Source organism: Novosphingobium sp. ERW19, assembly GCF_012641315.1.
Classification (GTDB): Bacteria; Pseudomonadota; Alphaproteobacteria; order Sphingomonadales; family Sphingomonadaceae; genus Novosphingobium.
This window is the reverse complement of the sequence record NZ_JABAIC010000009.1, coordinates 26677-52476: the sequence shown is the minus strand read 5'-3', so window position 1 is coordinate 52476 and position 25800 is coordinate 26677. Positions and strand designations below refer to the sequence as shown.

The following is a 25800-nucleotide window of genomic DNA, read 5'->3' as shown; positions in this document are numbered from 1 at the left end:
TGGCGCAACGCCTGCGCACCGCACTTGCGAGTCCGGTCCACATTCCTTATCTGCCCCCCATGGCCATCCGCGAAATCATCGAAGTCCCCGACCCGCGCCTCAAGCAGGTCTCCGTCCCCGTCGAAAAGTTCGACGACGAGCTCAAGACGCTGGTCGAAGACATGTTCGAGACGATGTACGATGCCCCCGGCATCGGCCTCGCCGCGATTCAGGTGGGCGTGCCGCTGCGCGTTCTGGTGATCGACCTTCAGCCCGATGATCCCGATGCCGAACCCGTCGCCTGCGATCATGATGGTCACCACCATCACCACCAGCCGACGAAGAAGGAACCGCGGGTGTTCATCAACCCCGAGATCCTCGATCCCTCGGAAGAGCACAGCCTCTACCAGGAAGGCTGCCTCTCGGTGCCCGAGATCTACGCCGAGGTTGAACGCCCCGCCCGCATCCGCGCGCGCTGGCGGGACCTCGAGGGGAACACCCATGAAGAGGACATGGACGGCCTGATGGCCACGTGCCTCCAGCACGAGATGGACCACCTCGAAGGCATCCTGTTCATCGACCACCTTTCCCGTCTCAAGCGCAACATGGCGCTCAAGAAGCTGGAAAAGCTGCGCAAGGTCGCCTGACGCGATGAGGCCGCGTTATGCGGCCTCATGCACCTCACGATCCAGATCTTCCAGCGCCCGACGGCAATCGTCCGCGCATTCCCGGCACATCTGCGCGCAGCGGCGGCAATGGGCATGGTCGTGCTTCGCGCACTCGGCTTCGCAGATCTCGCAGGCCTTGATGCACACGGCAAGCTGCGCCCTGATCAGCTCACGGTTCGAACCCGTCCGCCGCATCGCAATACGGCTGGTCGCCGCACAGACGTCAGAGCAATCGAGGCAAATGCGGATGCACTGGTCCATGTCCATCGCCTCGGCAAGGCAGGCATCGGCGCACGAGTTGCAGATCGCCGAGCAATAGACCGCATGCTTCACCGCCAGACCCAGCGACGCATTGTAGTTGCCACCCACCTGCGGGTGCTCCGAAATCATCTTCTCGATCGACATGGGCGCTCTCCTTCGTTCGCAAGGACTTAGCGGGTCGCGCGCCTTTCCGTTCCGCGCCCCGTCCTGCTTGTGGAACACGCCGGCTGAATCGGTTGCGCCAATCCGCACGTCACGGTAGGTTCCCATTTCGTTCCTGCTGGAGAAGTTCGTGGAATCTGCCCTTTTCGTAATCGTAGCGCTTGTGATCGGGCTTGGTATCGGCTGGTTCCTCGGTTCACGCCCGGCGGCCGAATGGCGCGCCCGCCATGACAGCCGCGATGCCGAAGCCAAGGCGCACGAAGGCACAGTCAAGGCTATGACGGTGGACCTTGCCGCCACGGTGGAGCGGGCAAAGGCACTCGAAGCTGGCCTCGCGGAACTGCAGGACGTCCGCCGCCAGCGCGACGAACTCGCCCCCGCCCTCGCCGCCGCGCAACAGCGCGCCGCAGATGCCGATCAGGTACGCGCCGAACTCGCGCAAGTGCGTGCCGAGCGCGAGGCCCTGCGCGCCGACCTCGAACGCATGAAGGCCGATGCCGAGAACTTTGCAGAGCAAAAGCGCCTGCTGATCGAGGCGCAGGAAGCGCTGCGCAAGGAGTTCGAGAACGCCGGCAACAAGGTGCTCGAAAAGGCGCAGGAAGCCTTCCTCAACCGCGCCCAGGCCCGCTTCGAGGAGAGCGAGAAGACCAGCGCCGAACGTCTCAAGTCCCTCCTCGCCCCGGTCGACCAGCGCCTGCGCAGCTATGAAGAGCAGGTGCAGAGCCTTGAAAAGCAGCGCGTGGATTCGTTCGGCCAGCTGACCGGCCTGATCCAGTCGATGCGCGATGGGCAGGAAGCCGTGCGCGCCGCCGCCGCGCAGCTCGGCAACTCCTTGCGCAATGGCCCCAAGACGCGCGGGCGCTGGGGCGAACTGCAGTTGCGCAACGTGCTGGAACAGTGCGGCCTGTCCGAACACACCGATTTCATCACCGAACATTCGGTCAACACCGAAGATGGCCGCCTGCGCCCCGATGCGATCGTGCGCGTGCCAGGCAACAAGCTGCTGGTTATCGACGCCAAGGTTTCCCTGAACGCCTATCAGGATGCGTTCGAGGCAGAGGACGACGACACCCGCAAGATCGCTCTCAACGCCCACGTCCAGTCGATGCGCAACCACATCCAGACACTGGGCGCAAAGTCCTACCAGTCGCAGTTCGAGGAAGCGCCGGACTACGTGCTGATGTTCGTCCCCGGCGAACACTTCATCGCCGCCGCGCTGGAGCGCGACCCGACGCTGTGGGACTTCGCCTTCGAGCGGCGCGTGCTGCTCGCCAGCCCGACCAACCTCGTCGCCATCGCCCGCACCGTGGCGCAAGTCTGGCGGCAGGACGGGCTGGCCCGCGAAGCGCGCGAGATCGGCAAGATGGGCGGCGAACTTTATGACCGCCTTGCCGTCGCCGCCGAGCACCTCAAGCGCGTGGGCAGTGGGCTCGACAGTGCGGTGAGCAACTACAACAAGTTCGTCGGCAGCTTCGAACGCAACGTCCTGTCCGCAGGCCGTCGCCTCAAGGACAAGCACATCGAAATCGGCAAGCGCGAGCTGGAAGAAGTCCCCCTCGTCGAATCCGCTCCACGCTATGCCGAGGCAGAACCGGCAGCGCTCTCGGCAATTGCCAACGACGATGGAGACGTGGCGGCAGAATGACCCATAGGCTCGCCCGGCTCCTTTTGGCCACTGCCGCGCTTGCGGCTCTGGCCGGGTGCGAAAAGGGGAGCGAGCCTGATGCGTCGCCAAGCGCGAGTGCCGCCTCCCCAATCCCGCAACCGTCCCCACGGGATACGGAATCAGCGGCAGCGCCCGAACCTGAAGCTAGCGAGCCCGCCACCCTCGCGCCTACTTCGGTGAAGGAAGCCCGCTATGCGCCGCGGGACGAGTGCCAGAAGCAGCCAGGCTGGCCTGCCTTCCACAAGGCCGTGGTCGCCGCGATCCGGAAGCGGGACGCGCAAGCACTATCCAAGCTCGCAGCCCCCGATATCGCGCTCGATTATGGCGGCGGCAATGGCCCTGCCGAACTGGTCAAGCGCCTCGATGATCCCGAAACGAAGCTGTGGCAGGAACTCGACGCGCTGCTGCCGCTCGGCTGCGCCGTGCAAGGCGGGCTGGCTGCCATGCCGTGGGTTTTCTGGAACGTGCCGGAAGACATCGACAGCTACAGTGCCATGCTGGTGCTCGGCGACGACACGCCCCTGCTCGACAAACCCCTCGATAAGCCCGGCGGCAAACCCTCAGCGCAGGCAGGCTGGACGATTGTCGGCATCGATCCGATGGATTTCGACAGTGAAGCCAAGGCGATCCGCGTCACCACCCATGATGGCACCAAGGGCTGGATCGAGACGCGCAAGCTTCGCAGCCTGCTCGACTATCGCCTGATTGCCGAACCCAAGCAGGGTCAGTGGCAGATCACCGCCTTCATCGCCGGGGATTGATCAACCTGCGGTCAGTTCCAGATCTAGCGCATGACCGCCGGACACCAGCCGCATCGTCCGTCCGCGCCGCTCGATCTGGGGCGCAGCAGAGAGCAGCGCATTGACCGCCTCTTCCTGCTGCCACACCGGACCCTCGCAGAACATCCGCGTCGCCATTAATGGCCCTGCGACCAGCCGGACGCCATCGACGCGATAGTCACCGCCGATCCCGTTGCAGCCGACGTTGGCACTCAGCCGCTCGTCCTCGAATTTCAGCGAAGCCTTCTCCGGCACGACCGGCGCCGCCCCATCTACGCGCAGGATGGTCCACTCTGTCCCGGACAACCCAGCGCTGCCCGAAGGCGCAGTGGCGCAACCCGCCATGAGCGAGGCCGAAACCGCAAGAAGAGCAAGAGTCGAACGCATGAGGCGACCATGCGCCCGCGCGACTGAGCGTGCGATTAACCGGTTAGTACGTGGTTATTCAGGCAGGCTGGCAAGCACTTCGTAGGCCAGCACCGCGCCTGCCACCGCCGCGTTGAGACTATCCGCGCGACCCTTCATCGGCATGGTCACGCGCAAGTCGCAGGCCATCTCGTAATCTTCGGGCAGCCCGCGTGATTCATTGCCGACCATCACGAAGCATGGGCTGGCGTAGGGCGCGCCGCGATAGGGCACCGCCTCGCGCAAGCTGGCCGCCACCAGCTGTCCCTCGCCCTGACGCAACCAGCCGAGAAACTCATCCCACCGCGCCTGCGCCAGCCGCTCGGTAAAGATCGCGCCCATGCTGGCGCGCACCGCCTCGACCGAGAACGGATCCACGCAATCGTCGATAAGGATCAACCCGCCTGCACCCACCGCATCAGCCGTGCGCAGCATCGTGCCAAGATTGCCGGGATCGCGCATGGCGTGCGCTACCAACCAGATCGGCGCAGAATTTCGATCGATCAGGCCGATCGAAGTGTCCCACTCGGCAAACACCCCCGCCACCGCCTGCGGGTTCTCCTTGCCGGTAACCTTGGCCAGGATATCCAGCGGCAGTTCGATCACCTCGCCCCCGGCGCGGGCGACATCCGCCTCTAGCTCGTCGAGCAGCGGATGCCCCTCGCGCCCTTGCGCCATCAGCAGGATTTCCGGCAGCCGCCCGCCCTCGCGCGCGTCGGTCAGCAGGCGCAGCCCCTCGGCCAGGAACTTGCGCTCGCGCCGCCGGTGCTTCTTCTCCCGCAAACTGCGGACGAACTTTACCGTCGGGTTGGAATAGCCGGTGATGATCTTGCGGGTCATGCCGCTGCCATGGGGCAGTGCAGCCATTGCGGCAAGAGGATCAATCCTCTCCGAAGCCGTCCTTGATCAGCCCGGTCAGCTTCATCAGGATCGCGTCCGCCTCGCCTTCAGGCCCGGCCACGCTCACATCGACAGTATCGCCCTTGGCCGCGCCCAGCATCATAAGCCCCAGGATCGAGGCGCCGGCGGCGTCGGTGCCATCCTTCGCTACTGTCACTTCGAACCCCGCCGGCAACTTGGCCACCGCGTTGACGAACTTGGCGCTGGCCCGTGCATGAAGGCCGCGCTGGTTGACGATCGTTACCGTCTCGCGGGTGACGTAACCCTGTTCTGCCATCTCATGCATCCTGCCCTAAGAACTCCGAAGCGATCGTTATGTAGTTCCGCCCCGCATCTCGCGCGGCGGCTGTCGCTTCCTTCACACCCATGCAATTGCGCGCTTTGGCCAGACGGATCAGCATGGGCAGGTTGATCCCGGCAATCACTTCCACGCGCCCCGCCTGCATCAGCGAGATCGCAAGGTTCGAGGGCGTTCCGCCGAACAGGTCGGTGAGGATGATCACGCCTTCGCCGCTGTCGACGCGCCGAATCGCGTCGGCAATTTCCTTGCGGCGCTTCTCCATGTCATCGTTGGGGCCGATGCACACGCCGATCACGTCGCTTTGTCGGCCGACGACATGCTCCATCGCATGAATGAACTCGTCGGCAAGAGCGCCGTGGGTAACCAGAATAAGACCGATCATGAAAGGGGCAGGCTCCGAAGTGCGGCCGGGCAATCTGCACTGCTGGCGATGAACGCGAGCTTGGCAGGATTGCAGGGCGCGCAAGACGACTGGGAATCAAAACGCATGGCTTCCAGTGCTGCCCCGCCCATCCTTGTTCTCCCTCGCTGTCTCAAGCTTTCCGACCTTCAAGCAGATCGGCCGCGCGCGACGCGAGGTTGCGATGCAGCAATGTGGGTGAAAATCCTTCCGCGCGCAAGGCTGAAGCGATCTGCTCGGCCATGAACACCGAACGATGCTTGCCTCCGGTGCACCCGAAAGCCACGTGGACATAGGCCTTGCCCTGCTGCCGATAGCGCGGAAGCAGCAGCAGAAGAAGATCGCGAATCCGCTCGAAAGCCTCGGCAAAAGCGGGGTCCTGCCGGATATAGTCGCCCACCGCGGGGTCCTGCCCGGTCTGCGGTCGCAATTCGTCCACCCAGTGCGGGTTGGCAAGAAAACGCATGTCGAACACCAGATCGGCCAGCGGCGGCGTCCCGCGCGAAAAGCCGAAGCTGCTGATCGTCAGCGTTGGCGCAGCGGCGGTCACATTGCCGAACTGGTCGCGAATCGCCTGCTGCAAGTCGTTCGAGGTGAAGCTGGTGGTCGAGATCACCACGTCGGCCCAGCGTCGCAGCGGCTCAAGCAGTTCGCGCTCGGCCATGATCCCGGTCGAGGCTGGCTTGTCCTCGCTCATCGGATGGCGGCGGCGCGTTTCGTTGTAGCGACGCTCCAGTTCGGCCCCACCACAATCGAGGAACAGCGTGGTGACCTCGATGTCCTTGCGCTGCGAGAGCTTCTTGACCAGCTGGATCGTCCTGGCCGGATCGAACCCGCGCGTCCGGGTGTCAAAGCCGATCGCCATCGGCGCGCCCGATTCCATCCGCGCCGTCCCCGGCTCGGTCTCGAGCAGGCGATCAAGCAGGCGGATCGGGAAGTTGTCGATCGCCTCCCAGCCCAGATCCTCCAGCGTGCGCAGCGCGGTTGTCTTCCCCGCGCCGAGCAAGCCGGTGACGAGGAGAATGCGCTGAGGGCCAGAGTCTGGAGAGCTTGAGTCTTGCGCCATCGGAAGCCCGCTTTGCGCCTTTGCCGCACGCTTGGAAAGTCCGCAAAAAGGACCTGTCCCCAATCAGGAAAACGTCAACCCATAGCGCGAAAGCGCCAGTTCCGCGCGCAGCGGCAGCACCGGCGACTCCGGCCAGAGCGCCACTGAAGGAAGGCTAATTCCTTCCAATTCATATGCTTGCGCCTGCTCGATAAACCGCGGTGCGGCGCTGTCCAGCCGCACAAGCAAGGCCGCCGGGACCGGGGCCGAGACCGGGAAATCGAGAATGCCAAGGTTGCGCACTTCCAGTTTTCCGGCCGTATTGGGATGCGCGGCAACGATCAGGCGGCCTGCCTTTGCCTCCAACATCACCCCGTCGTCGCCGACCAGCACCGCCCCGCGATCGATCAGCGCGAGCGCGAGACTGGACTTGCCGCTCCCCGGCGCACCCGCGATCAGCAGGCCCCTTCCGCCAATCGCCACGCAAGTCAGTTGCACCGCCCGGCTCACTCCGCCTCCTCCTCTACCGCGAGAGGAATGCTCAGCAGAAAGTAGGCGCCGGCCTTGCCATCGGGCCGGTCATGGATCGTCAGCGTGCCGTCATGCGCTTCGGCAATCGTCCGGGCGATGGCCAGGCCAAGGCCGCTGTGCGCGCCGAACGCTTCCTCGGCAGGCCGCACCGAATGGAACCGCTCGAACACCTTGTCCCGCTCTGCCACAGGCACGCCCGGGCCGTGATCGCTCACCGCGATATGCGCCCAATCCCCATCACCCCAGACCTTGACGTCAACGCTGCCGCCCGGCGGCGAGAATGACACCGCGTTGTCGAGCAGGTTCTCCAGCACGCGCTCCAGCCGCGCGGCATCGCCCGGCACGGTCGTCTCGCCCTCCAGTCGCGCCATCCGGATCGGCACGGTAGCGCTGGCCCGCACATCGCGTGCGCCGACCACCTGCGAGGCCAGCAAGGCGAGGTCCACCTCGACAAAGGTCGCGCGGCTCAGTTCCGCATCGATCCGGCTCGCGTCGGCGATCTCGGTGATCAGGCGGTCGATGCGCTGCACATCATGCGCGGCAATGTCGGAAAGCTGGCGGCGCAGTGCCGGCTCTTCGACCCGCTCCATCGTTTCCAGCGCACTCGACAGCGAAGCCAGCGGGTTCTTGAGCTCGTGCGCCACGTCGGCGGCAAAGCTTTCCACCGCGTCGATCCGCTGGCGCAAAGCCGTCGTCATGTCCGAAACCGCCCGCGCCAGCAGGCCGATCTCGTCGCCACGATCGGGCAGGCGCGGCACCACCACCTCGCGCTCGCGCCCCAGCCGCACACGCACCGCCGCCCGCACCAGCGCCCGCAATGGTTGCACGATCGTCCGCGCCAGAAACAGCGAGAGTTGCACCGACAGCAGCAGCGCAATGCCGATGATGATCACCAGCGTCTGGCGGGCATCACGCACCGATTGCGTCACGTCGAGCGCGTTGCGCAAGGTCAGCAGCACTTCGCCCTTGTCGCCCACCGGGGTCGCCGCCGTGATCACCGGAGTGCGGTCGGGCGCATAGCGCAGGTACACTTCCGTCCGCCCTGATTGACGCGCCGCCTTGATCTCCGGCCAGCTACCGGCCGGCCGCTCGGAGGTATCGCTGTAGCGCTCGACCGTCGGCGCGTTGACGATGAAGTCAACCCCCCGGTCCAGCAATCGCGCCGCCTTCTGGTACCACGGCTCGGTCTCGGGATTGATTAACGCGAACGACGGGGGGGCGAGGCCGAAGCTGTCGGCCAGCAACTGGCTTTCAGGATCGTAGAGCCGCAGGCGCAGCACCTGATCGGTGCCGATCCGCGCCAGCAGTTCCTTGCGTTGCGCCATCTTCGCCCCGTCCAAGGCATCGGCAGCAATCTCCGCCTCGGCCCGCGCCAGCTTGAACCGCTCCTCGATCAGCTGGGTGCGATAGCTGTCGAGATAGAAGAACCCGCCCGCCAGCAGCGCCAGGGCAATGACGTTGACGAACAGGATGCGCGTGGTCAGCGAGACGCCGCGGATACGCCACAGCGCCCGCAGGCGCCGCCGACGCAAACCCGGCTGAACACGGCCGTCAGTCTTCGGCAAAACTGTACCCGGCGCCGTAGAGGGTCTCGATCGCCCCGAACTCGCCATCCACTGCGCGGAACTTGCGCCTCAGGCGCTTGATGTGGCTGTCGATCGTGCGGTCATCGACGAACACGTCGTCGTGGTAGGCCGCATCCATCAACTGGTTGCGCGTCTTCACCACGCCCGGCCTTATCGCCAGCGCCTCAAGGATGAGGAATTCCGTAACCGTCAGCGAAACCGGCTCGCTGCCCCATGTCACCGCATGGCGCGCCGGATCCATCACCAGCCGCCCGCGACGGATCGGCTCGGGCAAAGGTTCGCTGTCCGCTTCCAGTTCGGCAGCCTCGCGCCGCACGATTTCGCTGCGCCGCAAAATCGCCTTTATCCGCGCCACGAGCAGTCGCTGGCTGAACGGTTTGGCGATGTAGTCGTCAGCCCCCATCGACAGGCCGAGCGCCTCGTCGGCCTCGTCGTCCTTGCTGGTCAGGAAGATGACCGGCAGATCGCTCTTCTCGCGCAGGCGGCGCAGCAATTCCAGCCCGTCCATGCGCGGCATCTTGATGTCGCACACCGCCAGATCCGGCGGATTGTCGAGCAGCGCCTTCAGGGCAGCATCGCCATCATTGTAGAGCCGCGTGGCGAAGCCCTCGGTCTGCAGCGCGATCGAAACCGTTGTCAGGATGTTGCGGTCATCATCCACAAGCGCGATCGTGCGCGGCATGTCTGCGCTTTCGGCGCGAGGCGGTTGCGGCGTGGCCATGGTTTCGAGCGATACCGGGCCAAAGCAAAGCTTGCAACTTCAAGCGCAAATGCCGCTGCACTGCAGCATTTACAGTTGCATGGAACGCAACCCGATGCGCAAAAAAACTTCGTTGCCGCGTGTCATTTGACGCAGCAAACGCAGGTGACTATGCGCAGGTCGAGAATCAGCGCATTCGTATTCGCAATCCGTGCGCAAGCGGGCAAAACCCTGTCCGAAGCGCCACCAACGGGAGGCCCCAAGTGTCCGATACCAGCCTGAACGTGTCCCTCGCCAGCCAGGGCTTCCCCGAACCGGCAGTGCTGTTCGCCAATCTCGGTACTGCGCCGCTTGTCGAACATGCGGTGCGCAAGGGCGAAGGACGGCTGACAAAGGACGGGGCACTGCTTGTCGACACCGGCAAGTTCACTGGCCGCAGCGTCAAGGACAAGTTCATTGTCCGCGACGCTACCACCGAGAATTCGATCAACTGGGGCAAGATCAATCAGCCTATGTCGGTTGATCACTGGGCCAACCTGAAGGCGGATTTCCTCGCTGCCATGGAGGGTCAGCAAGAACTTTATGTCGCCGACCTGTTCGGCGGCAGCCAGCCCGAATATCGCGTCAACGTGCGCGTGGTCACGCAGATGGCCTGGCACAGCCTGTTCGTCCGCACCCTGCTGGTGCGCCCCAAGGCTGAAGAGCTGGCCTCGTTCGTGCCGGAATACACCATCCTCAACCTGCCCAGCTTCAAGGCTGATCCGGAACGCCATGGTTGCCGCAGCGACACCGTGATCGCGGTCAACTTCACCGAGAAGCTGATCCTCATCGGCAACACCGAATATTCGGGCGAGATGAAGAAGGGCGTGTTCGGCCTGCTCAACTTCCTGCTCCCCGCCCAGGGCGTCATGCCGATGCACTGCTCGGCCAACATCGGCGCCGATGGCACCAGCGCGATCTTCTTCGGCCTTTCGGGCACCGGCAAGACCACGCTTTCGGCGGATGCGTCGCGCACCCTGATCGGTGACGATGAGCATGGCTGGTCGGACACCGCCGTGTTCAACTTCGAAGGCGGTTGCTACGCCAAGATGATCAACCTCTCCGAAGAGGGCGAGCCGGAGATCTATGCCACGACGAAGATGTTCGGCACGATCCTCGAGAACGTGACGATGGACGAGGCCACGCGCGAACTGGACTTCACCGATTCCAGCAAGACCGAGAACACCCGCGGCGCCTACCCGATCGAGTTCATTCCGAACACCAGCGCCGAGAACCTCGGGCCGCCGCCGTCGAACATCATCTTCCTCACGGCTGACGCTTTCGGCGTTCTGCCTCCGATCGCACGGCTCACGCCGGAGCAGGCGATGTATCACTTCCTCTCGGGCTACACCGCCAAGGTCGCCGGCACCGAAATCGGCGTGACCGAACCGGAAGCCACTTTCAGCACCTGCTTCGGCGCGGCGTTCATGCCACGCCACCCGTCGGTCTATGGCAATCTGCTCAAGGAGCGCATCGCCAAGGGCGGCGCGCAGTGCTGGCTGGTCAACACCGGCTGGTCGGGTGGCAAGGCCACGCAGGAAGGCATCAAGCGCATGCCGATCAAGGCAACCCGCGCCCTGCTCAACGCCGCGCTCGACGGCAGCCTCAACAACGCCACCTTCAAGAAGGACCCGAACTTCGGCTTCGAAGTGCCGGTCGAAGTTCCCGGCGTCGAAACCCGCCTGCTCGATCCGCGCTCTGCCTGGGCGGACGCCGAGGAATACGACAAGACCGCGCAGGAACTGGTCCACAAGTTCGTGGACAACTTCCAGCAGTTTGCCGACTACGTCGATCAGTCGGTCCGCGATGCGGCGCCTGCCGCCGCCTGATCTCAGGCTGCACTGCTGAAAACGCTGCGGGGCTCCTTCGGGAGCCCCGTTTCGTTTCAGACCTCAGTCGAGGTCGACATAGTGACTGTGCACCCAGCCGGTCTTGTTCGGCCTGCCCGCCGCATCGAGCGTGGTGACCTCGATCCACGACCCGTTCACGCCCATCGGCATGACCTTGCTGCCGTCGGCCAGCAACTGGACCACGGCAAAATTCGTCCCCGGGCCGCTGCGCAGGTTGAGCCCGCCCGGAGAGCGGACCACCCCGACATTCGCACCATCCTGATCGCGCCCGCCCAGCGCACGCTGGCGGAAGCGGACCATGTCCCATGCCGGCCCCGGATCGGACTTGCGCACCGGGGCGATGTCGTCATGCCCGACGATCTCGGCAATCGGATAGACTTCCCGCAGCGCCCGCACCAAGGCGACCACGGCCTCGAACTGCGCTGCCGGATAGGCTTCCCAGCCGATCGGCGTGCGTGATCCATCGGGATTGCCATTGCGGTGAACCGCCATCACGACATTGTCGACCTTCTGCCCGGCTGCGTTGTACCAGCCGTTAGCGCCGCCGCGCAGCGCGCCCCAGTTGGCAATCTCGATGCCGATCGAATGCCTGTTCAGCCCGACGAGATCGCGCCAGTTCGACTTGCCCGCATGCCATGCCACCTCGTTGAAATTGACGCACTGGATGATCGAGCCATCCCGGTCGACAACCACGTGTGCCGATGAATTGGTGTTGTCGCGCGAGGCGAACCAGTTGGCCGAAGAGGCGGCAGATCCGCCTGCGGTAAAGTGGATGACCACGATCTTCGGCGGGGCCGGAAAGGCGCCCCCGGTGTTGCGCGATTTGATCTGTCTTACGGGATCGGAGTTGTCGTTGAGGATTCCGTTCTTGATGACGTAAGCCATGTCCGTGCCTCCATGTGCTGTTGGCACGGAGGGCATAGGAAATTTCCTATGGAAAGTCTGTGCGAGACGTCACCAGACTGGCGCAACAAATGTCAGGCAACGCCGGAAAATCAGGCGAACAGCGCACTGCCCTTGAGCAGGTTGTACGCTTCGACCACTTCCTGCAACCGCCCTTCGAACGTACGGTCGCCGCCGTTGCGATCGGGGTGGTACTTGCGCACCAGTTCGGAATAGCTCTGCCGCAACTGCCGACGATCGGCATCATAGGCCAGGTGCAGCGCATCATAGGCCTTGCGCTCGTCCGGACTGATCCCGCGCCGCGCCGCATCGGCCGCCCTCTGGTGATCGGCCCGTCGCGCCTTGGCACGCTGGGCAATCGCCTCCAGAGGATCGGCAAAGTCTGCCCAGCGCGGCGCCTGATCGATCCCGGCATCGGGCCGGAACGCCCGCGTCTCGCGCTCCCAGCCGGCCAGAGGCGATTGCGCCTTGAGAATCTCCTCCGGCGTCATCCCGGCAAAGAAATCGTATCCCGAATTGAACTGCCGCACGTGTTCAAGGCAAAACCAGCGATAATCGCCCGGCCCGTCGAAGCCCGAAGAGCGCACGCCCGGCGCGCGGAATTCGCCCGGCTCGTCACAACCGGGAGCATTGCACACACGCCCTGTGCCCTGGACGCGGCCGTGGAACTTGTCATTACGCATTTGCGCCCCACATGGCGACGGGAAGTCAGGAAGGGAAGACATGACGGGACCAGTTGCACAGGAAATCGAACGACTCCTGACCGAAGCCCTGGCGCCTGTGCGCCTTGCCGTGATCAACGACAGCGCCTCGCACTCGGGCCACATGGGTGATGATGGCACCGGCGAATCCCACTTCACCGTAGAGATCGAAAGCGCGGCCTTCGCCGGCCAGTCGCGCCTTGCCCGCCAGCGCATGGTCAACAAGGCCCTGGGCGACCTCCCCGGCCAGCGCGTCCACGCGCTTGCCATCAAGGCAAAAGCCCCCGGTGAATAAGCCAAGGCGCATAAGGCGCGCCGCCCGCATCCTCCTGCTCGACGAGCACGACCGCCTGCTCCTCATCCGTTTCGCGCCGAAGGACCGCCGCCCGTTCTGGTGCGGCGTCGGCGGCGAATGCGATCCCGGCGAGGACTTCGCCTTGGCCGCCGTGCGCGAACTCTTCGAGGAAACCGGCCTCGCCGTGGACAGTTGCGGACCCGAAGTCGCGCGCCGCGCCGACGATTACCTCACCCTCGAAGGCGAACCGATCACCTCGGACGAACGCTTCTTCCGCGTCCGCACGCAAAGCTTCACGCCCGACACCTCCGGCCACACCGCCATCGAGCGCGAACTTATCAAGGAATTTCGCTGGTTTACCCGCGAAGAACTGGCACAGTGGCACGAGCCGGTGTTTCCGGTGAACCTGCTCGAGCTGCTCGATCTGGAGGCTGACGCGTGAATCAACCTATCATCCAGACCATCACCCCCGTCGCCCACGATCTCGGCGCGTTCGAGGTCCGCCGCGCCATTCCTTCGCGCCAGCGCACAATGGTCGGCCCGTTCATCTTCGTCGACCAGTTCGGCCCCGCCCACCTGCCCGCCGGCACCGCGATGGACGTGCGCCCCCACCCGCACATCAACCTCGCCACCGTAACCTGGCTCTTCGAAGGCGCGATCGACCACCGCGACAGCCTCGGCTCCTTCGCCACGATCCGCCCGGGGCAGGTCAACCTGATGACCGCCGGCACCGGCATCGTCCATTCCGAACGCTCGCCCGAAACCGAACGCCCCGGCGGCCCCCACCTCTACGGCATGCAGACCTGGCTCGCCCTGCCCGATGGCAAGGAGGAAATCGCTCCCGCCTTCGAACAGGTCACCGCCCTGCCACTGGTCGAGGACGTTTGCGCCAGCGCCCGTGTGATCATGGGCACGCTCTGGGGCCAGACCGCGCCGACCACCCAGCACGCCGCCACGATCTACGCCGAAATCCTGCTCGCGCCCGGCGGCACCCTGCCGATCGATGCCGAGGCGGACGAACGCGCCGTCATGCTCGTCGGCGGCGAAGCGCAGGTCGACGGCCACCCCCTTTCCCTCTACGACCTCGTCGTCCTCGCCCCCGGTGCAGTCCTCAAGCTGCAATCCGAAACCGGCGGCCGCGTCATGCTGATGGGCGGCGAGGCTTTCTCGACCAAGCGCCACGTCTGGTGGAACTTCGTCAGCTCCAGCCGCGACCGCATCAACCAGGCCAAAGCCGACTGGCAGGAAGGCCGCTTCCCGAAAGTGCCGGGCGACGAGGAAGAATTCATCCCACTGCCGAAGGTGGCGACCACCGTCAGCTATCCCTAGTCGTCAGCTCAACCACTCAGCCTTGAGAGTGCCGCGATGCCCCTCAGGCGCCAGCGCCTCGCGCAACGCATCGAGCATCGGCGGCAGGCCTTGCGTAAACGCATAAGGCGGGTTCACGATGAACAGCCCGGCGCCGTTGTAGATGCCGGGCTGGTCGGCGTCATAAAGCCAATGCTCCACGTTCAGCAGCTTCGCGATGCCCAGCCTGCGCAGCTTTTCCTTCCAGTGCACATGCGCCGAGCGGTCCTTCAGCGGGTACCAGATCACCGTCACGCCATGCGCCCACTTGCGCTGCGCGGCAGCGAGAGTCTTGGTGATCCGCGCGCGTTCGTCAGTCTGTTCATAAGGCGGATCGACCACCACCAGCCCTCGCGGGGTCCGGGTCGGCAGCATCGCCAGCCAGAACTCGTAGGCGTCGCGCTCATGTACGGCAGCAGGCGTGCCGCGCATTGCCCCGCGCAGGGCATAGGCGTCCTCGGGATGCTTTTCGTTGATGATCAGGGCATCCTGCGGGCGCAGCAGCTGCGCCAGAATGCGCGGCGAACCGGGGTAGAGCAGCGGCCCGGCCCCTTCATTCCCGGCCCCTTCATTTCCCGCCCCGTTCACTGCCCGCACTGCAGCGCGATAGTCATCGAGCAGCGGGTCCGCATCGGCAAATGCCCGCATCACGCCCTGCATGGCCTCACCGGTACGCTGCGCCTGATCGCCATGAAGGTCGTAAAGCCCGCAACCGGCATGGGTGTCGATCAGCGTCAATGCGCCGTCCTTGAGCTGCAATGCCCGCACCAGCGCGATCAGCAAGCTGTGCTTGACGACATCTGCACTGTTGCCTGCATGAAAGGAATGACGATAGTTCACTGTGCTTGGATATCCCGACGCTTTGTTCCGAACCTGCTGACAGGCGCGCCCGCTCATAGGCCGGCAAGCGCCGACCACCAAGGTCCGACCTGCCCGGAACTGCACGGGCGGCTCCCGTTGCACGTATAAATCCGGATCAGCCAATATCTTACCGGCAAGACTCGTTTGCTATCCTTGTCCCATGCGGGTCGCAGGAAACGATAGCAGGAAACGCCAGCGTGGCAGCCTCAGCCTGCTGCTGCTTGCCTGCGCGCTTGTTCCGGCAACGGCACTTGCCCCCAAGCAGGGCGCGGCGCTGGCCGTGCTTTCCCTTTCGCCAACAGGCTCTGCCTCTTACGCAGGCTGGGCAACCGGTCGCGGAGCCCGGATCATCGGGACGACGCCGCTCGGCGGAATAGTCCTCGATCATGCGCCCGATGGCGCCTTGTATTCTGCCCTAAGCCACGGCGCGATCGCGATTGCGGTCCCGCTTGGGCTTTGCACCAGCTCTCCAGGGATTGAAAAGTAATGGATCAGTTGCAGGCCCTTCGCACCAACGGCCTTCGTGCCCTGGCGTTCGCATCGCTCATAGGCGCCCTGATCGTCTGGCTCGGCGCAATCTGGGCAGGATCGGGATTCATGCCGCCGATCGCAGCGACGATTGCGGCCGCCCTCACTGCCTATGTCGCCCTCAACGGCCAGGGTGACACTACACAGCGCTGCGCCGTTGCGGCTGGCATCATGACCTTCCCGATGATCCTGCTCTATCAGTGGGCCGGATCGAGCTGGATGATAGACCTGCACATGGTCTTCTTCGCCTGCCTGGCGATTATCGTCGTGCTGGCAGACTGGCGCGCGATCATCACCGCAGCCGCCTTGACCGCCCTGCATCACCTGCTCGGCAACTTCGTCGCGCCCGAGCTTGTCTACAACAATGGCGCCGATTTTCTCCGCGTGGTCCTGCACGCGGTGGTCGTGATTGCAGAAACGGCAGCTCTGGTTTTCCTCAGCGTCCAGTTGCAGCGCCTGATCATCGCCCAGGCTGAGGCAGAAGCGAACAAGCGCGCCATGGAAGAGGCGACGGCTGCAGAACGGCAACGCGTTGCCGACGAGCAGAGACTGGTGATCTCGGCCGTGGAACAGCGGCTGGAGGAACTGGCCGCTGGCGATCTTCGCACCAAGATCGACGTCGACTTTCCCCCGGCCTATGCAAAACTCAAGGACAGTTTCAACGCCGCGACGACCGATCTCGACCGGCTTGTCGGTGCGGTCTCGACCACCACCCATCACATCACGCGCGGTTCTTCTGAAATCCGCAGCGCATCGGACGATCTGGCACGCCGCACCGAACAGCAGGCCAGCGCTCTCGAACAGAACACCTCGGTCACGCAGGACATCTGCGCGGAAATCAACCAGACCGCGCGAAATGCCGGCCAGACCCGCGAAGCCATCGGGGAAGCGCAGCAGTTTGCGCAAGCAGGCGGCACGGTCGTCTCCAGCGCAGTCGCTGCCATGAACGAGATCGAGCGCTCGTCGAACGAAATCGGCCAGATCATCTCCCTGATCGACGGCATTGCCTTCCAGACCAACCTGCTCGCCCTGAACGCCGGGGTCGAGGCAGCCCGCGCCGGCGATGCGGGCAAGGGCTTTGCCGTTGTCGCCAATGAAGTGCGCGCGCTTGCGCAGAGGTCGGCCGACGCGGCCAGCAGCATCCGCCACCTCATCCAGACGTCGAGCGAACAGGTCGCCCAAGGCGTCAGCCTGGTCGGCAGGACCGGCACGGTGCTCGATGACATCGTGACCAGAGTTTCGCAGGTCAGCGGCTCGGTATCGGAAATCGCGGACTCGGCGGTACGGCAATCGGCAGAACTCGCTCGCGTAAGCGGCTCCTTCGCCAACCTCGACACGCTCACCCAGCAGAACGCGGCGATGGTCGAGGAAAGCAACGCCGCCGCCCACGAACTGGCCCGCGCGGCCGAGGAGTTGCGCCGCCTCGTCAGCAGGTTCCGCACGTCGGACCACGATGAGCGCGCGGAGCGTTCGCCCCCGGTGCTGAGAGTCGCCTGATCGCTCCTGTAATTCCCGCTCTTCCCTCTCCGGCAAATCCCTGACACCATGCCCTTAATGGATCGATTAAGAGTCGGTCCAAACGGGAGAACGTGCGGATGGCATTTGCTGGACAAGTCGTTTGGATTACCGGGGCGTCCTCCGGCATCGGCGCCGCGCTGGCGCGAACCTTGGCCGCCCAGGGCGCGCAACTGATCCTGTCGGGACGAAACGAAGCCGCGCTTGCCCGGATCGCCAGCCAATGCGGCAACGCCCTCGTCCTGCCCTTCGAGGCGACCGACTACGCCGCCGCCGCTCAGGCAGCCGATCGGGCATGGGGCTGGCAAGGCCACGTCGACATGCTGGTCAACAACGCCGGCATCTCGCAGCGCTCGCTTGCGCTGGACACCGCCTTCCCCGTCTATGAACGCATCGTCGCGGTCGATCTGCTCGCGCCCATAGCCCTCACACAGGCGCTGCTGCCGCGCATGGCACAGCGCAAGTCAGGGCGTATCGTCATGGTTTCCAGCATCGCCGGCAAGGTCGGCTCGCCGATGCGCACCGGCTACAGCGCGGCCAAGTTCGGGCTGTTCGGATATTCCGACGCTTTGCGCGCCGAAGTTGCCGGGCTCGGCATCAAGGTCCACGTGATCGCGCCCGGTTCGATCCGCACCGACGTTTCGCGCAACGCGATTACGGCCGATGGGTCACGGCGTGGGGTCAGCGATGCGGTCATCGAAAACGGGCTCGACCCGGACATTGCCGCAGGAATGATGCTTGATGCCATAGCGGCAGGCGAGCGCGAGATCATCATGGGCGAGGGCATGGAAAAGGAAATCGGCGAATTGCGCCGCACGCCCGATGCCCTGCACGACCGCATGGCCGCAGTCGTCGCAGCAGGCTATGCGCAAAAGATGGACGAGGGAGCTCCGGAATGACTGCACTTGCGCGCGTGAAACTTGCCAGCGGAATCGAACTCGATGTGCTGGACGTCGGCCCCCGCGATGCGCCGGCCCTGATCTTCCTCCACGGCTTTCCCGAAAGCCACCGCACCTGGCGCCACCAGATCGCGCACCTCTCCTCCCGCTTCCGCTGCATCGCGCCCGATCAGCGCGGCTATCGCGGCTCGTCCAAGCCGGAGGGCGTGGAGAACTACACGCCCGACAAACTGATCGGCGATATCTTCCAGCTTGCCGATGCATTGGGCGTGCAGCAGTTCACGATCCTCGGCCATGATTGGGGCGGTGCGATTGCATGGGGCGTGGCCTTGCTAGGACAAGGGACGCGCGTTACCCGTGCCGTCATCGCCAATGCCCCGCACCCGGTGATCTTCCCGCGCCTGCTCTGGACCGACCGGCAGCAGCGCGAGGCGAGCCAGTACATGCGCGCCTTCCGCGATACCGCCAACGACGCCATGGTGCGCGAACACGGCCTCGGGGCGCTGCTGATGAAAGCCCTCAACTGGAACCGCTCGCCGGTCATGGAAGAGGAAGAGCGCGCCGCCCTGTTCAAGGACTGGTCGAACCCCGACGCCGCCATCGCCATGCTCAACTGGTATCGCGCCAGCCCGATGGCTGTCCCGCCGATGGACGCGCCGTTCGAACTGCCTGCGGGCTATCAGGACGCCGCCGTCCCGCCGCTCAAGATCCCCACGCTGGTGATCTGGGCAATGGACGACATGGCTCTGCCCCCGTGCAACCTCGATGGCATGGACAAGCTTGTCACCAATCTCACCATCGAACCGGTGCACGATTGCGGGCACTTCGTGCCGTGGGAGGCACCGGACACGGTGAATGCCGCGCTCGACCGGTTCCTTGGCTGAGATTTATCGGCAAGCCGCCCAGCCGCCGGTGCGCTGCGCCTGATCGAGGTGCAGGTGATCGGCATGGGCGGCGTTGTAGTCCGGTGACAGCACGGTCGAGAAGCTCTGGCATGCAGCGTCGCGTACTGCTCGCAGGAACGCCGCTTTCTCGTCGCCCGTTCCCCAGTCCTTGAGCACCGAGACGCGGCGTCCGTCCTTCAGCACAAACGCGCTCACATCGATGGCGTTGCCTGTCGCGTGCTCGCTCCACGCCCCTTCCGACCCGCCGCCGATCCGGCGGCAGTTGCTCGTGCCGAAATGCTCGACCGAGGCAACAGCACTGCCCAGCAGCCGCTGCGCCGCAGGCTGGATGCCATGCCGCAGCCACAGGGCCAGCCCCGCATCGATCGCGCAAGTCGCCTGCGCTCCGCCCGGTGCCAGCCTCACCTTCGCCTGCGCCAGACCTTGCAGAACCTGCCGGTCATCCCGCAGGCATTGCCCTTCGCCGGCAGGCGGCAGGGCCTCGGCCATGATTCCGCTGCTTTCCAGAAACCTGCCGCACACCGCACGGTCACCCCGCAACGTCTGCAGCTTCATCGCCGTCGCCCAGCCCGGCGGATCGGCCAAGGCCAGCGGCGCCCATGGGTTATGCTCGGGATGCCGCTGCAGCCACTCCCGCCCCGCCAGACCCGCCGAGGCGATGACCAGCAGGACGACGACAGTGCGGAGAAAAGAGCGACGCATCCTCGCTCAACCATTGCGCAAAGCGTTCGTTTCGTGAGGCAGACCTTAGGGCAGCCACTCCACCCAGGCGCCGTGGGCATGGGCAGTACCGAGCAGCACGGGCTGCTCTCCGCCGGGCCAATGTCGCACGGTCAATTCATGCCGGAAGGTCTGGCGATTGGTCTCGAGCATGACCCACGCCAGTCGCCGAGATTCATTGGCTTTCGCGCCCGCCTCGGTCATCAGCGCCTCGATCCGCGCGCGGGTCTCGTCCGGCAGGTACTGCCAGACGATGGAATGGAACATCACGCGCGTCGTATCGGCGTCCTGCGGTGCCGCCAGCCGTTCGGCCACGAAGTCGCCCGCGTCCATCTGTACCACGTCCGGGGCCTTCTCCCCAGCCAGGGCAATCGCCGCGTCGATCCGTCCGATGCGCTCTGTCACCTCGGCCCAGACGTAGGACTTGAGCCGCAACGCCTGTTCCGGATCGGCAAGGTTCATCGGCGCGCGGTCACAGCCCTTGATGCCCACGATCTCGACCTCTGCCTGCGGCGGCGGGGCCCCGCGCCACTCCGGCACGATCCGCATCGGCGAATCCGCTGGGCCAGCCGTCGTCCCGCCGAGATCGAAGAAGAACCGCTCCATCATCGTGTTGACGCCGGCACTGGCCCCCAGCTCGTTCAGCTCGAAGCGCGGGCCGACGCGGGCCGAAAGCCACAGCAGCGCCGCCATGATCGAGGCCGACCGCCCCGCCTCGTTGGTCTGCGGCGGCCCGTCGAGCCACGGCAGCAACTCGGCGTCATGCTCCCGCGTTGCCGCAACCACCAGCGCATCGACCTCGGCCTGATCGGTCACCTCGCCGCGATAGACCGGGGCGAGGCGCGCATCCTTGCCCGTCAGCACGAGGTTGTGATGCCCGCCCGCCAGCCGCAGCGGCAAGGCGTCCTCCAGCGGCTTTCCCGGCCACGCCGCGATTCGCTTGCCGACCTCGGTGTCGCCATCCAGCAGCCGCAATTGCGCCCGCACCACCCGCCCCGTGCAGGGTGCACCATTGTTCGTGGCGTGGTCAGCCTGCCATTCTATGGCTTTTGCGGCCTCTTCGATCTCCATGATCGGGTTCATTCGGTTGCCCTTTGCGCCGTGCTGCCATAAGGGCGGCGGGTTATGTCCACCGCCGCACCGCTCGTTTTCGCCCTGCCCAAGGGCCGCATCCTCGACGAGGCCCTGCCTCTGCTCGAGAAGGCCGGGATCGTGCCCGAGGCCGATTTCTTTAACAAGGCCTCGCGCGCACTGTCCTTCGCCACCAACCGCGACGACGTGAAGATCATTCGCGTCCGCGCTTTCGACGTGGCGACCTTCGTGGCGCATGGCGCGGCCCATGCGGGCGTTGTGGGATCGGACGTGATCGACGAGTTCGACTATGCCGATCTCTATGCCCCGGTCGATCTCGACATCGGCCACTGCCGCCTTTCCGTGGCCGAGCCGGTGAGCATGGTCGAAAGCGGCGCGAACGCGCGCGAAAGCCACGCCCGCGTGGCCACCAAGTACCCCAACCTGACGCGCCGCCACTTCGAAAAGCTCGGCGTCCAGGCCGAAGTCGTGAAGCTCAACGGCGCGATGGAACTGGCCCCTTCGCTGGGCCTTGCCAGCCGCATTGTCGACCTCGTGTCGACCGGTCGCACGCTCAAGGAGAACGGCCTTGTCGAAACCAGCCAGATCCTCCCCGTTTCGGCCCGCCTGATCGTCAACCGCGCCGCCTTGAAGACTGACAGCGCCCGCATGGGCGGCCTGGTCGATGCCTTCCGCGAGATGGTCGCCGCAAGGAAGGCCGCCTGATGCTGCGCCTGAAATCCAGCGATCCCGGCTTTGCCAAGGCCTTCGCCCGCCTCGTCAAGGACCGCCGCGAGAGCGACGAGAACGTCGCGCGCGACGTGCAGACGATCATCGAGGACGTGCGCCTGCGCGGCGATGAAGCGCTGGCCGAATATACCGCGAAGTTCGATGGCCACGCCCCCGGCGAGGATGACTGGCGCATTTCGCCCGAAGCCTGCCGCGAAGCCTTCGACGCGCTGCAGCCCGATCTGCGCGCCGCGCTCGAACTCGCCGCCCAGCGTATCCGCGATTATCACCGCGCCCAGTTGCCGGAAAACCGCGACTACACCGACGCCAGCGGCATGCGCCTGGGCGCGCGGTGGAGCGCGGTCGATGGCGCCGGACTCTACGTCCCCGGCGGCCGCGCGGCCTATCCCTCATCACTGCTGATGAACGCGATTCCCGCCAAGGTTGCCGGCGTCGAGCGCCTCGTCGTCGTCACCCCGACGCCCAAGGGTGAGGCCAATCCGCTGGTCCTCGCCGCCGCCCACCTCGCCGGAGCCGACGAAGTCTGGCGCGTCGGTGGGGCGCAGGCGGTGGCCGCGCTGGCCTATGGCACCGCCAGGATCAAGCCGGTCGATGTCATCACCGGACCCGGCAATGCCTGGGTGGCGGAAGCCAAGCGCCAGCTGTTCGGCGTGGTCGGCATCGACATGGTCGCGGGGCCTTCCGAAATCCTCGTGATTGCGGACTCGAAGAATGACCCGCAGTGGATCGCCGCCGACCTGCTCAGCCAGGCCGAACACGATCCGGTCGCCCAGTCGATCCTGATCACCGACGATGCCGCCTTTGCCGATCAGGTGGCGGACATGGTCGGCGTCGAGATCGCCATGCTGCCGACCGCCAGGGTCGCCAAGGCCAGCTGGGACGATTACGGCGTGATCATCGTCGTGGACTCGCTCGATGAAGCGCCCGCGCTGGCCAATGCCCTTGCCGCCGAACACGTCGAGATCGCCACCGACGATCCGCAGGTCCTGTTCGACCAGATCCGCCATGCCGGCTCGGTCTTCCTTGGCCGCATGACCCCCGAAGCCGTCGGCGATTACGTCGCCGGGCCGAACCACGTCCTGCCCACCGGGCGCCGCGCGCGCTTTTCCTCGGGCCTTTCCGTTCTGGATTTCATGAAACGCACCAGCTTTATCGAGGCGACTGACGCCGCGCTTGCCGCCGTCGGCCCCGCCGCCATCGCCCTTGCGGAGGCCGAGGGCCTTGCCGCCCACGCCCGTTCTATCGAAGTAAGGCTCGGCCTGTGAACGCGATCTCGGGCAAGGCCCGCGCCGCCTCGCGCCTCGCCGCCGTGCAGGCGCTCTATCAGGCCGACATGGAGCAGACCGCGCTCCACCTGCTGCTGGACGAGTTCCACCAGCACCGCCTCGGCGCAGAGATCGAGGACGTCGAATACCTCAAGGCCGACGTCGCCTTCTTCGATGACGTCGTGAAGGGCGTCGACGCCCGCCGCAACGAGATCGACCTGCTGCTTTCGGCCAAGCTCGCCAAGGGCTGGTCGCTCGCCCGCCTCGACAAGACCATGTTGCAGATCCTGCGCGCCGGCTCCTACGAACTGATGGCCCGCAAGGACGTGCCGGTGGCGACGGTGATCACCGAATACGTCGACGTCGCCCACGCCTTCTTCGAAGAGCGCGAGGCGAAGTTCGTCAACGGCGTGCTGGACGCCGTGGCGAAGGACGTGCGTTAACTTCCAAATCCTCCCCGATTTTCCGCAGGACAATTGGGGAGGGGGACCGCCAGCGCAGCTGGTGGTGGAGGGGATCGAACCCCTCCGTCATTCGCTACCGCGAATGCCACCTCCCCGTTTGCGCGTTCCGCGAAAACGGGGAGGATCTTGTCGATTACAACCGCTCGGCGTGCCAGCGGATGTGGTCTTCCATGAACGTCGAGATGAAGTTGTAGCTGTGGTCGTAACCCGGCTGCAGCCGCAGCGTCAGGTCCACGCCTGCCGCCTTGCAGGCAGCCTCCAGCAGTTCAGGACGCAGCTGTTCGGCAAGGAAGCCATCGGCATCGCCCTGATCGACCAGCACCGCACCCGCCGGACGCTTGCCATCCTCGATCAGCGCCACGGCATCATGCTTGCGCCACGCCGCCCGGTCATCGCCAAGATAGCCGCCCAAAGCCTTGTGCCCCCATGGCACCTGCCCCGGCGCCACGATCGGCGCGAAGGCCGAAAGCGACTTGAACTTCTCCGGGTACGTCAGCCCCAGCGTCAGTGCGCCATGGCCGCCCATCGAATGGCCGGTGATCCCCATGCGATCCAGATCGACCGGGAAATTCGCGCCCAGCAGCGCGGGCAGTTCCTCGGCAATGTAATCCCACATGCGATAGTGCTGCGCGAAGGGCTCCTGCGTGGCGTTCACGTAGAACCCTGCGCCAAGGCCGAAATCGTAGGCGCCTTCCGCATCGTCAGCCACGCCTTCGCCCCGCGGCGACGTATCGGGCGCAACGAAGACGATCCCGAGTTCGGCACAGGCCTTGCGGTACTCGCCCTTGTCGGTGACGTTGACGTGGGTGCAGGTCAGCCCGGAAAGGTAGACCAGCACCGGCAACTTAGCGCCGTCCACCGCCTGCGGGGGCAGGAAGACCGAAAAGGTCATCCCCGTCCCCGTCGCGGCGGACTCATGCTTGTAGACGCCCAGCGTTCCGCCGTGCGCCTTCGAAGTCGAGACCGTTTCGAGTGTCATCAGGCGATAATGTCCAGCGCGCAGAGCTTGTTGCCGGCCGGATCGCGCAGATAAGCCAGATAATAGGGCGAACCTTCGCGCGGCCCCGGCGGGTCTTCGCAAGCCGTACCACCAGCCGCAACGCCGGCGGCGTGCCAGGCGTTGGCCTGTTCCGGGTTCATGCGGAAGCCGATCGTGCCACCGTTGGCGCCGCAGGCAGGCTCGCCATTGATCGGCTTGGTCACGATGAACAGCCCGCCGTTGTGCTGATAGATCAGGCGGCCCTTGGGATCGGTGATCGCTTCCGGCCCGCCGAACGCAGCGAAGGTGGCATCGTAGAACTTCTTGGCAGCGTCGATATCGTCGGCGCCAACCATCACATGGCTGAACATAGCTCTCTCCCGTTGACAGGTTGCAGCGGCAAGAGAGCTAAGCCACTGGCTTGCGCGGTCAAGCGCCCGGATGGGAATTCTTTGTTGCCATTTGGCCTCAGACCAAGGGATCGAGCACGCCAAGCAGTGCTACCGCGCCGACAACACCGATGCCTGCAGCGAATTCCAGCACAAGCGATCGGCGCAGACGTGCCGTGGCGCCCTTATCGCCCCGCTCCAGCGCCGGGACGATACGCCAGCGGTTCCCGGCGGCCAGCGCCAGCATGGCCGCGAACAGCGCCAGCTTCACCGCAAGTATGCTGAACCAGCGCGCCTCGAACGCCATCGGCCAGCCGGCAATCACCAGCGTGTTGAGCAGGCCAGTCAGGATGAGGACCGCCACCACCGCGCTCCCGGTGCGGGCAAAGCGCGCAAGTGCGGCAATGTCAGCCCCCTCGCGGGAGAAAGCCGAAGTGACGAATACGGCCAGAGCGCCCATCCACGTCGCTGCGGCAAGGACATGCGCCACGTCCGATACACGGTGAAGCGCCATTTCGCTGGCCCCGGCATGCCCCGTCCAGGCCACCGAGCCGAGCGCGATGCCCCCAGCCAGCGCCAGGATCGGCAGGCGCAACACGCGAAGCGGCAAGAAGCAGGCGAGGAACACTGCGGCCAGCGCCGTCAGCCGCCATTCCATGACCTTGCCGAGCGGCGTCTGCGCCAGCACGACCTCCGCCGTCGCCTGATCCAGTTCGGCAAGGCTGATGCCGGCCATGGCGGCAACGCTTTCCAGCGCCCACCATGCAGAGGCAAAAGCGGCGACGATGGCCAGCAGTGCCAGCACAAGTCGGGCGCGGAACGCCAGCACCTGCCCCGCCGCCAGCGCATGCAGCGGCACGCCCGCCACGAGCAGCAGCGCAAGATACGCCGCCGCCCGCGCGGTCAGCAGGCCCGTCGTTTCCACGCCCCCTTGGC

31 protein-coding genes are annotated in these 25800 nt (G+C 65.3%); 14 read left to right on the top strand and 17 right to left on the bottom strand.

Annotated elements, in window-relative coordinates:
* Positions 1-59: 59 nt before the first annotated feature.
* Positions 60-626, top strand: coding sequence for a peptide deformylase (def, locus tag HGI46_RS16525; RefSeq protein ID WP_118073070.1), 567 nt, complete (start codon positions 60-62; stop codon positions 624-626).
* A gap of 15 nt (positions 627-641) precedes the next feature.
* On the opposite strand, the gene HGI46_RS16520 is transcribed toward def, so the two are convergent.
* Positions 642-1052 (bottom strand): four-helix bundle copper-binding protein, encoded by a 411-nt coding sequence (locus tag HGI46_RS16520; RefSeq protein ID WP_168905130.1) that lies wholly within the window; start codon positions 1050-1052, stop codon positions 642-644.
* A 148-nt stretch (positions 1053-1200) separates the two neighbouring features.
* On the opposite strand from HGI46_RS16520, the gene rmuC reads away from it, so the two are divergent.
* Both rmuC and HGI46_RS16510 read left to right on the top strand, forming a co-directional pair.
* Positions 1201-2715, top strand: coding sequence for a DNA recombination protein RmuC (gene rmuC, locus HGI46_RS16515; RefSeq protein ID WP_346766759.1), 1515 nt, complete (start codon positions 1201-1203; stop codon positions 2713-2715).
* Positions 2716-2912: 197 nt separating this feature from the next.
* On the top strand, positions 2913-3497 hold the full coding sequence (locus HGI46_RS16510) for a hypothetical protein (RefSeq protein ID WP_168905129.1): 585 nt from the start codon (positions 2913-2915) through the stop codon (positions 3495-3497).
* On the opposite strand, the gene HGI46_RS16505 is transcribed toward HGI46_RS16510, so the two are convergent.
* From HGI46_RS16505 to HGI46_RS16470, 8 genes are all read right to left on the bottom strand, one after another.
* Positions 3498-3902: an META domain-containing protein gene (locus HGI46_RS16505; RefSeq protein ID WP_118073066.1), complete on the bottom strand. Its 405-nt coding sequence runs from the start codon at positions 3900-3902 to the stop codon at positions 3498-3500. It lies immediately after the preceding gene.
* Between the two features lie 54 nt (positions 3903-3956).
* On the bottom strand, positions 3957-4760 hold the full coding sequence (locus HGI46_RS16500) for an RNA methyltransferase (protein WP_168905234.1): 804 nt from the start codon (positions 4758-4760) through the stop codon (positions 3957-3959).
* 40 nt (positions 4761-4800) lie between these two features.
* On the bottom strand, positions 4801-5097 hold the full coding sequence (locus HGI46_RS16495) for an HPr family phosphocarrier protein (RefSeq protein ID WP_039331581.1): 297 nt from the start codon (positions 5095-5097) through the stop codon (positions 4801-4803).
* A 1-nt stretch (position 5098) separates the two neighbouring features.
* Positions 5099-5503, bottom strand: coding sequence for a PTS sugar transporter subunit IIA (locus tag HGI46_RS16490; protein WP_039331580.1), 405 nt, complete (start codon positions 5501-5503; stop codon positions 5099-5101).
* A gap of 151 nt (positions 5504-5654) precedes the next feature.
* Positions 5655-6587, bottom strand: coding sequence for an RNase adapter RapZ (rapZ, locus tag HGI46_RS16485; RefSeq protein WP_168905128.1), 933 nt, complete (start codon positions 6585-6587; stop codon positions 5655-5657).
* Positions 6588-6650: 63 nt separating this feature from the next.
* Positions 6651-7076 carry an HPr kinase/phosphatase C-terminal domain-containing protein gene (locus HGI46_RS16480; protein ID WP_118073064.1) on the bottom strand — a complete coding sequence of 142 codons (426 nt, stop codon included), beginning with the start codon at positions 7074-7076 and terminating at the stop codon, positions 6651-6653.
* A complete protein-coding gene (locus HGI46_RS16475; RefSeq protein WP_168905127.1) occupies positions 7073-8710 on the bottom strand; it encodes a stimulus-sensing domain-containing protein in 1638 nt (545 codons plus the stop codon). Before HGI46_RS16475 ends, HGI46_RS16480 begins: the two co-directional genes overlap by 4 nt.
* Positions 8649-9365, bottom strand: a complete 717-nt coding sequence (locus tag HGI46_RS16470) for a response regulator transcription factor (protein ID WP_118074648.1) — start codon at positions 9363-9365, stop codon at positions 8649-8651. The genes HGI46_RS16475 and HGI46_RS16470 overlap by 62 nt, the downstream gene beginning before the upstream one ends.
* Positions 9366-9646: 281 nt before the next feature.
* Between HGI46_RS16470 and HGI46_RS16465 the strand changes: the two genes are divergently transcribed.
* Positions 9647-11251 (top strand): phosphoenolpyruvate carboxykinase, encoded by a 1605-nt coding sequence (locus HGI46_RS16465; protein WP_118073062.1) that lies wholly within the window; start codon positions 9647-9649, stop codon positions 11249-11251.
* 63 nt (positions 11252-11314) lie between these two features.
* On the opposite strand, the gene HGI46_RS16460 is transcribed toward HGI46_RS16465, so the two are convergent.
* Together HGI46_RS16460 and HGI46_RS16455 are read right to left on the bottom strand one after the other, a co-directional pair.
* Positions 11315-12157: an N-acetylmuramoyl-L-alanine amidase gene (locus HGI46_RS16460; RefSeq protein ID WP_168905126.1), complete on the bottom strand. Its 843-nt coding sequence runs from the start codon at positions 12155-12157 to the stop codon at positions 11315-11317.
* A 110-nt stretch (positions 12158-12267) separates the two neighbouring features.
* Positions 12268-12858, bottom strand: coding sequence for a J domain-containing protein (locus HGI46_RS16455; RefSeq protein WP_118073060.1), 591 nt, complete (start codon positions 12856-12858; stop codon positions 12268-12270).
* 40 nt (positions 12859-12898) lie between these two features.
* On the opposite strand from HGI46_RS16455, the gene HGI46_RS16450 reads away from it, so the two are divergent.
* Genes HGI46_RS16450 through HGI46_RS16440 form a run of 3 tightly spaced genes read left to right on the top strand, consistent with a single transcriptional unit; the run spans position 12899 to position 14500 of the window.
* Positions 12899-13171, top strand: a complete 273-nt coding sequence (locus HGI46_RS16450) for a BolA family protein (protein ID WP_118073059.1) — start codon at positions 12899-12901, stop codon at positions 13169-13171.
* Entirely contained in the window at positions 13164-13613 is a 450-nt protein-coding gene (locus HGI46_RS16445; RefSeq protein WP_168905125.1) for an NUDIX domain-containing protein, read from the top strand. Before HGI46_RS16450 ends, HGI46_RS16445 begins: the two co-directional genes overlap by 8 nt.
* A complete protein-coding gene (locus HGI46_RS16440; RefSeq protein WP_168905124.1) occupies positions 13610-14500 on the top strand; it encodes a pirin family protein in 891 nt (296 codons plus the stop codon). The genes HGI46_RS16445 and HGI46_RS16440 overlap by 4 nt, the downstream gene beginning before the upstream one ends.
* Before the next feature lie 3 nt (positions 14501-14503).
* On the opposite strand, the gene rlmJ is transcribed toward HGI46_RS16440, so the two are convergent.
* Positions 14504-15358: a 23S rRNA (adenine(2030)-N(6))-methyltransferase RlmJ gene (rlmJ, locus tag HGI46_RS16435; protein WP_168905123.1), complete on the bottom strand. Its 855-nt coding sequence runs from the start codon at positions 15356-15358 to the stop codon at positions 14504-14506.
* A gap of 181 nt (positions 15359-15539) precedes the next feature.
* Here rlmJ and HGI46_RS16430 point away from each other — a divergent pair, with 181 nt between their 5' ends.
* The 4 genes from HGI46_RS16430 to HGI46_RS16415 all read left to right on the top strand — a co-directional run bounded on the left by HGI46_RS16430 (position 15540) and on the right by HGI46_RS16415 (position 19205).
* Positions 15540-15866, top strand: a complete 327-nt coding sequence (locus tag HGI46_RS16430; RefSeq protein WP_168905122.1) for a hypothetical protein — start codon at positions 15540-15542, stop codon at positions 15864-15866.
* Positions 15866-17404, top strand: a complete 1539-nt coding sequence (locus tag HGI46_RS16425; protein ID WP_168905121.1) for a methyl-accepting chemotaxis protein — start codon at positions 15866-15868, stop codon at positions 17402-17404. The genes HGI46_RS16430 and HGI46_RS16425 overlap by 1 nt, the downstream gene beginning before the upstream one ends.
* 98 nt (positions 17405-17502) lie before the next feature.
* The gene (locus HGI46_RS16420) at positions 17503-18321 is read left to right on the top strand and encodes an SDR family NAD(P)-dependent oxidoreductase (protein ID WP_118073053.1); all 819 of its coding nucleotides are present in this window, start codon (positions 17503-17505) and stop codon (positions 18319-18321) included.
* Positions 18318-19205: an alpha/beta hydrolase gene (locus HGI46_RS16415; protein WP_168905120.1), complete on the top strand. Its 888-nt coding sequence runs from the start codon at positions 18318-18320 to the stop codon at positions 19203-19205. Before HGI46_RS16420 ends, HGI46_RS16415 begins: the two co-directional genes overlap by 4 nt.
* 3 nt (positions 19206-19208) lie before the next feature.
* Here the strand turns inward: HGI46_RS16415 and HGI46_RS16410 are convergent, their stop codons facing one another.
* Together HGI46_RS16410 and HGI46_RS16405 are read right to left on the bottom strand one after the other, a co-directional pair.
* The gene (locus HGI46_RS16410; RefSeq protein ID WP_168905119.1) at positions 19209-19928 is read right to left on the bottom strand and encodes an extensin family protein; all 720 of its coding nucleotides are present in this window, start codon (positions 19926-19928) and stop codon (positions 19209-19211) included.
* 45 nt (positions 19929-19973) lie between these two features.
* A complete protein-coding gene (locus HGI46_RS16405; protein WP_168905118.1) occupies positions 19974-21029 on the bottom strand; it encodes a DUF2332 domain-containing protein in 1056 nt (351 codons plus the stop codon).
* Between the two features lie 42 nt (positions 21030-21071).
* Here HGI46_RS16405 and hisG point away from each other — a divergent pair, with 42 nt between their 5' ends.
* From hisG to nusB, 3 genes are read left to right on the top strand one after another with little or no spacing between them, the layout of a single operon-like run.
* Positions 21072-21743 (top strand): ATP phosphoribosyltransferase, encoded by a 672-nt coding sequence (gene hisG / locus HGI46_RS16400; protein WP_168905117.1) that lies wholly within the window; start codon positions 21072-21074, stop codon positions 21741-21743.
* The gene (hisD, locus tag HGI46_RS16395; protein WP_168905116.1) at positions 21743-23032 is read left to right on the top strand and encodes a histidinol dehydrogenase; all 1290 of its coding nucleotides are present in this window, start codon (positions 21743-21745) and stop codon (positions 23030-23032) included. Before hisG ends, hisD begins: the two co-directional genes overlap by 1 nt.
* A complete protein-coding gene (gene nusB, locus HGI46_RS16390) occupies positions 23029-23475 on the top strand; it encodes a transcription antitermination factor NusB (protein ID WP_118073047.1) in 447 nt (148 codons plus the stop codon). Before hisD ends, nusB begins: the two co-directional genes overlap by 4 nt.
* Positions 23476-23629: 154 nt before the next feature.
* On the opposite strand, the gene fghA is transcribed toward nusB, so the two are convergent.
* The 3 genes from fghA to copD all read right to left on the bottom strand — a co-directional run bounded on the left by fghA (position 23630) and on the right by copD (position 25789).
* The gene (gene fghA / locus HGI46_RS16385) at positions 23630-24475 is read right to left on the bottom strand and encodes an S-formylglutathione hydrolase (protein WP_168905115.1); all 846 of its coding nucleotides are present in this window, start codon (positions 24473-24475) and stop codon (positions 23630-23632) included.
* On the bottom strand, positions 24475-24846 hold the full coding sequence (locus HGI46_RS16380) for a VOC family protein (protein WP_118073045.1): 372 nt from the start codon (positions 24844-24846) through the stop codon (positions 24475-24477). The genes fghA and HGI46_RS16380 overlap by 1 nt, the downstream gene beginning before the upstream one ends.
* Positions 24847-24943: 97 nt before the next feature.
* Positions 24944-25789, bottom strand: a complete 846-nt coding sequence (gene copD / locus HGI46_RS16375; protein WP_168905114.1) for a copper homeostasis membrane protein CopD — start codon at positions 25787-25789, stop codon at positions 24944-24946.
* Positions 25790-25800: the final 11 nt, after the last annotated feature.

Coding starts and splice junctions, on each gene's coding strand:
- def (WP_118073070.1), top strand. CDS start 60: ATGGCCATCCGCGAAATCATCGAAGTCCCCGACCCGCGCCTCAAGCAG.
- HGI46_RS16520 (WP_168905130.1), bottom strand. CDS start 1,052: ATGTCGATCGAGAAGATGATTTCGGAGCACCCGCAGGTGGGTGGCAAC.
- HGI46_RS16505 (WP_118073066.1), bottom strand. CDS start 3,902: ATGCGTTCGACTCTTGCTCTTCTTGCGGTTTCGGCCTCGCTCATGGCG.
- HGI46_RS16500 (WP_168905234.1), bottom strand. CDS start 4,760: ATGACCCGCAAGATCATCACCGGCTATTCCAACCCGACGGTAAAGTTC.
- HGI46_RS16495 (WP_039331581.1), bottom strand. CDS start 5,097: ATGGCAGAACAGGGTTACGTCACCCGCGAGACGGTAACGATCGTCAAC.
- HGI46_RS16490 (WP_039331580.1), bottom strand. CDS start 5,503: ATGATCGGTCTTATTCTGGTTACCCACGGCGCTCTTGCCGACGAGTTC.
- rapZ (WP_168905128.1), bottom strand. CDS start 6,587: ATGGCGCAAGACTCAAGCTCTCCAGACTCTGGCCCTCAGCGCATTCTC.
- HGI46_RS16475 (WP_168905127.1), bottom strand. CDS start 8,710: ATGGCGAGTTCGGGGCGATCGAGACCCTCTACGGCGCCGGGTACAGTT.
- HGI46_RS16470 (WP_118074648.1), bottom strand. CDS start 9,365: ATGCCGCGCACGATCGCGCTTGTGGATGATGACCGCAACATCCTGACA.
- HGI46_RS16460 (WP_168905126.1), bottom strand. CDS start 12,157: ATGGCTTACGTCATCAAGAACGGAATCCTCAACGACAACTCCGATCCC.
- HGI46_RS16455 (WP_118073060.1), bottom strand. CDS start 12,858: ATGCGTAATGACAAGTTCCACGGCCGCGTCCAGGGCACAGGGCGTGTG.
- HGI46_RS16450 (WP_118073059.1), top strand. CDS start 12,899: ATGACGGGACCAGTTGCACAGGAAATCGAACGACTCCTGACCGAAGCC.
- HGI46_RS16430 (WP_168905122.1), top strand. CDS start 15,540: ATGCGGGTCGCAGGAAACGATAGCAGGAAACGCCAGCGTGGCAGCCTC.
- HGI46_RS16425 (WP_168905121.1), top strand. CDS start 15,866: ATGGATCAGTTGCAGGCCCTTCGCACCAACGGCCTTCGTGCCCTGGCG.
- HGI46_RS16420 (WP_118073053.1), top strand. CDS start 17,503: ATGGCATTTGCTGGACAAGTCGTTTGGATTACCGGGGCGTCCTCCGGC.
- HGI46_RS16415 (WP_168905120.1), top strand. CDS start 18,318: ATGACTGCACTTGCGCGCGTGAAACTTGCCAGCGGAATCGAACTCGAT.
- HGI46_RS16410 (WP_168905119.1), bottom strand. CDS start 19,928: ATGCGTCGCTCTTTTCTCCGCACTGTCGTCGTCCTGCTGGTCATCGCC.
- HGI46_RS16405 (WP_168905118.1), bottom strand. CDS start 21,029: ATGAACCCGATCATGGAGATCGAAGAGGCCGCAAAAGCCATAGAATGG.
- hisG (WP_168905117.1), top strand. CDS start 21,072: ATGTCCACCGCCGCACCGCTCGTTTTCGCCCTGCCCAAGGGCCGCATC.
- hisD (WP_168905116.1), top strand. CDS start 21,743: ATGCTGCGCCTGAAATCCAGCGATCCCGGCTTTGCCAAGGCCTTCGCC.
- fghA (WP_168905115.1), bottom strand. CDS start 24,475: ATGACACTCGAAACGGTCTCGACTTCGAAGGCGCACGGCGGAACGCTG.
- HGI46_RS16380 (WP_118073045.1), bottom strand. CDS start 24,846: ATGTTCAGCCATGTGATGGTTGGCGCCGACGATATCGACGCTGCCAAG.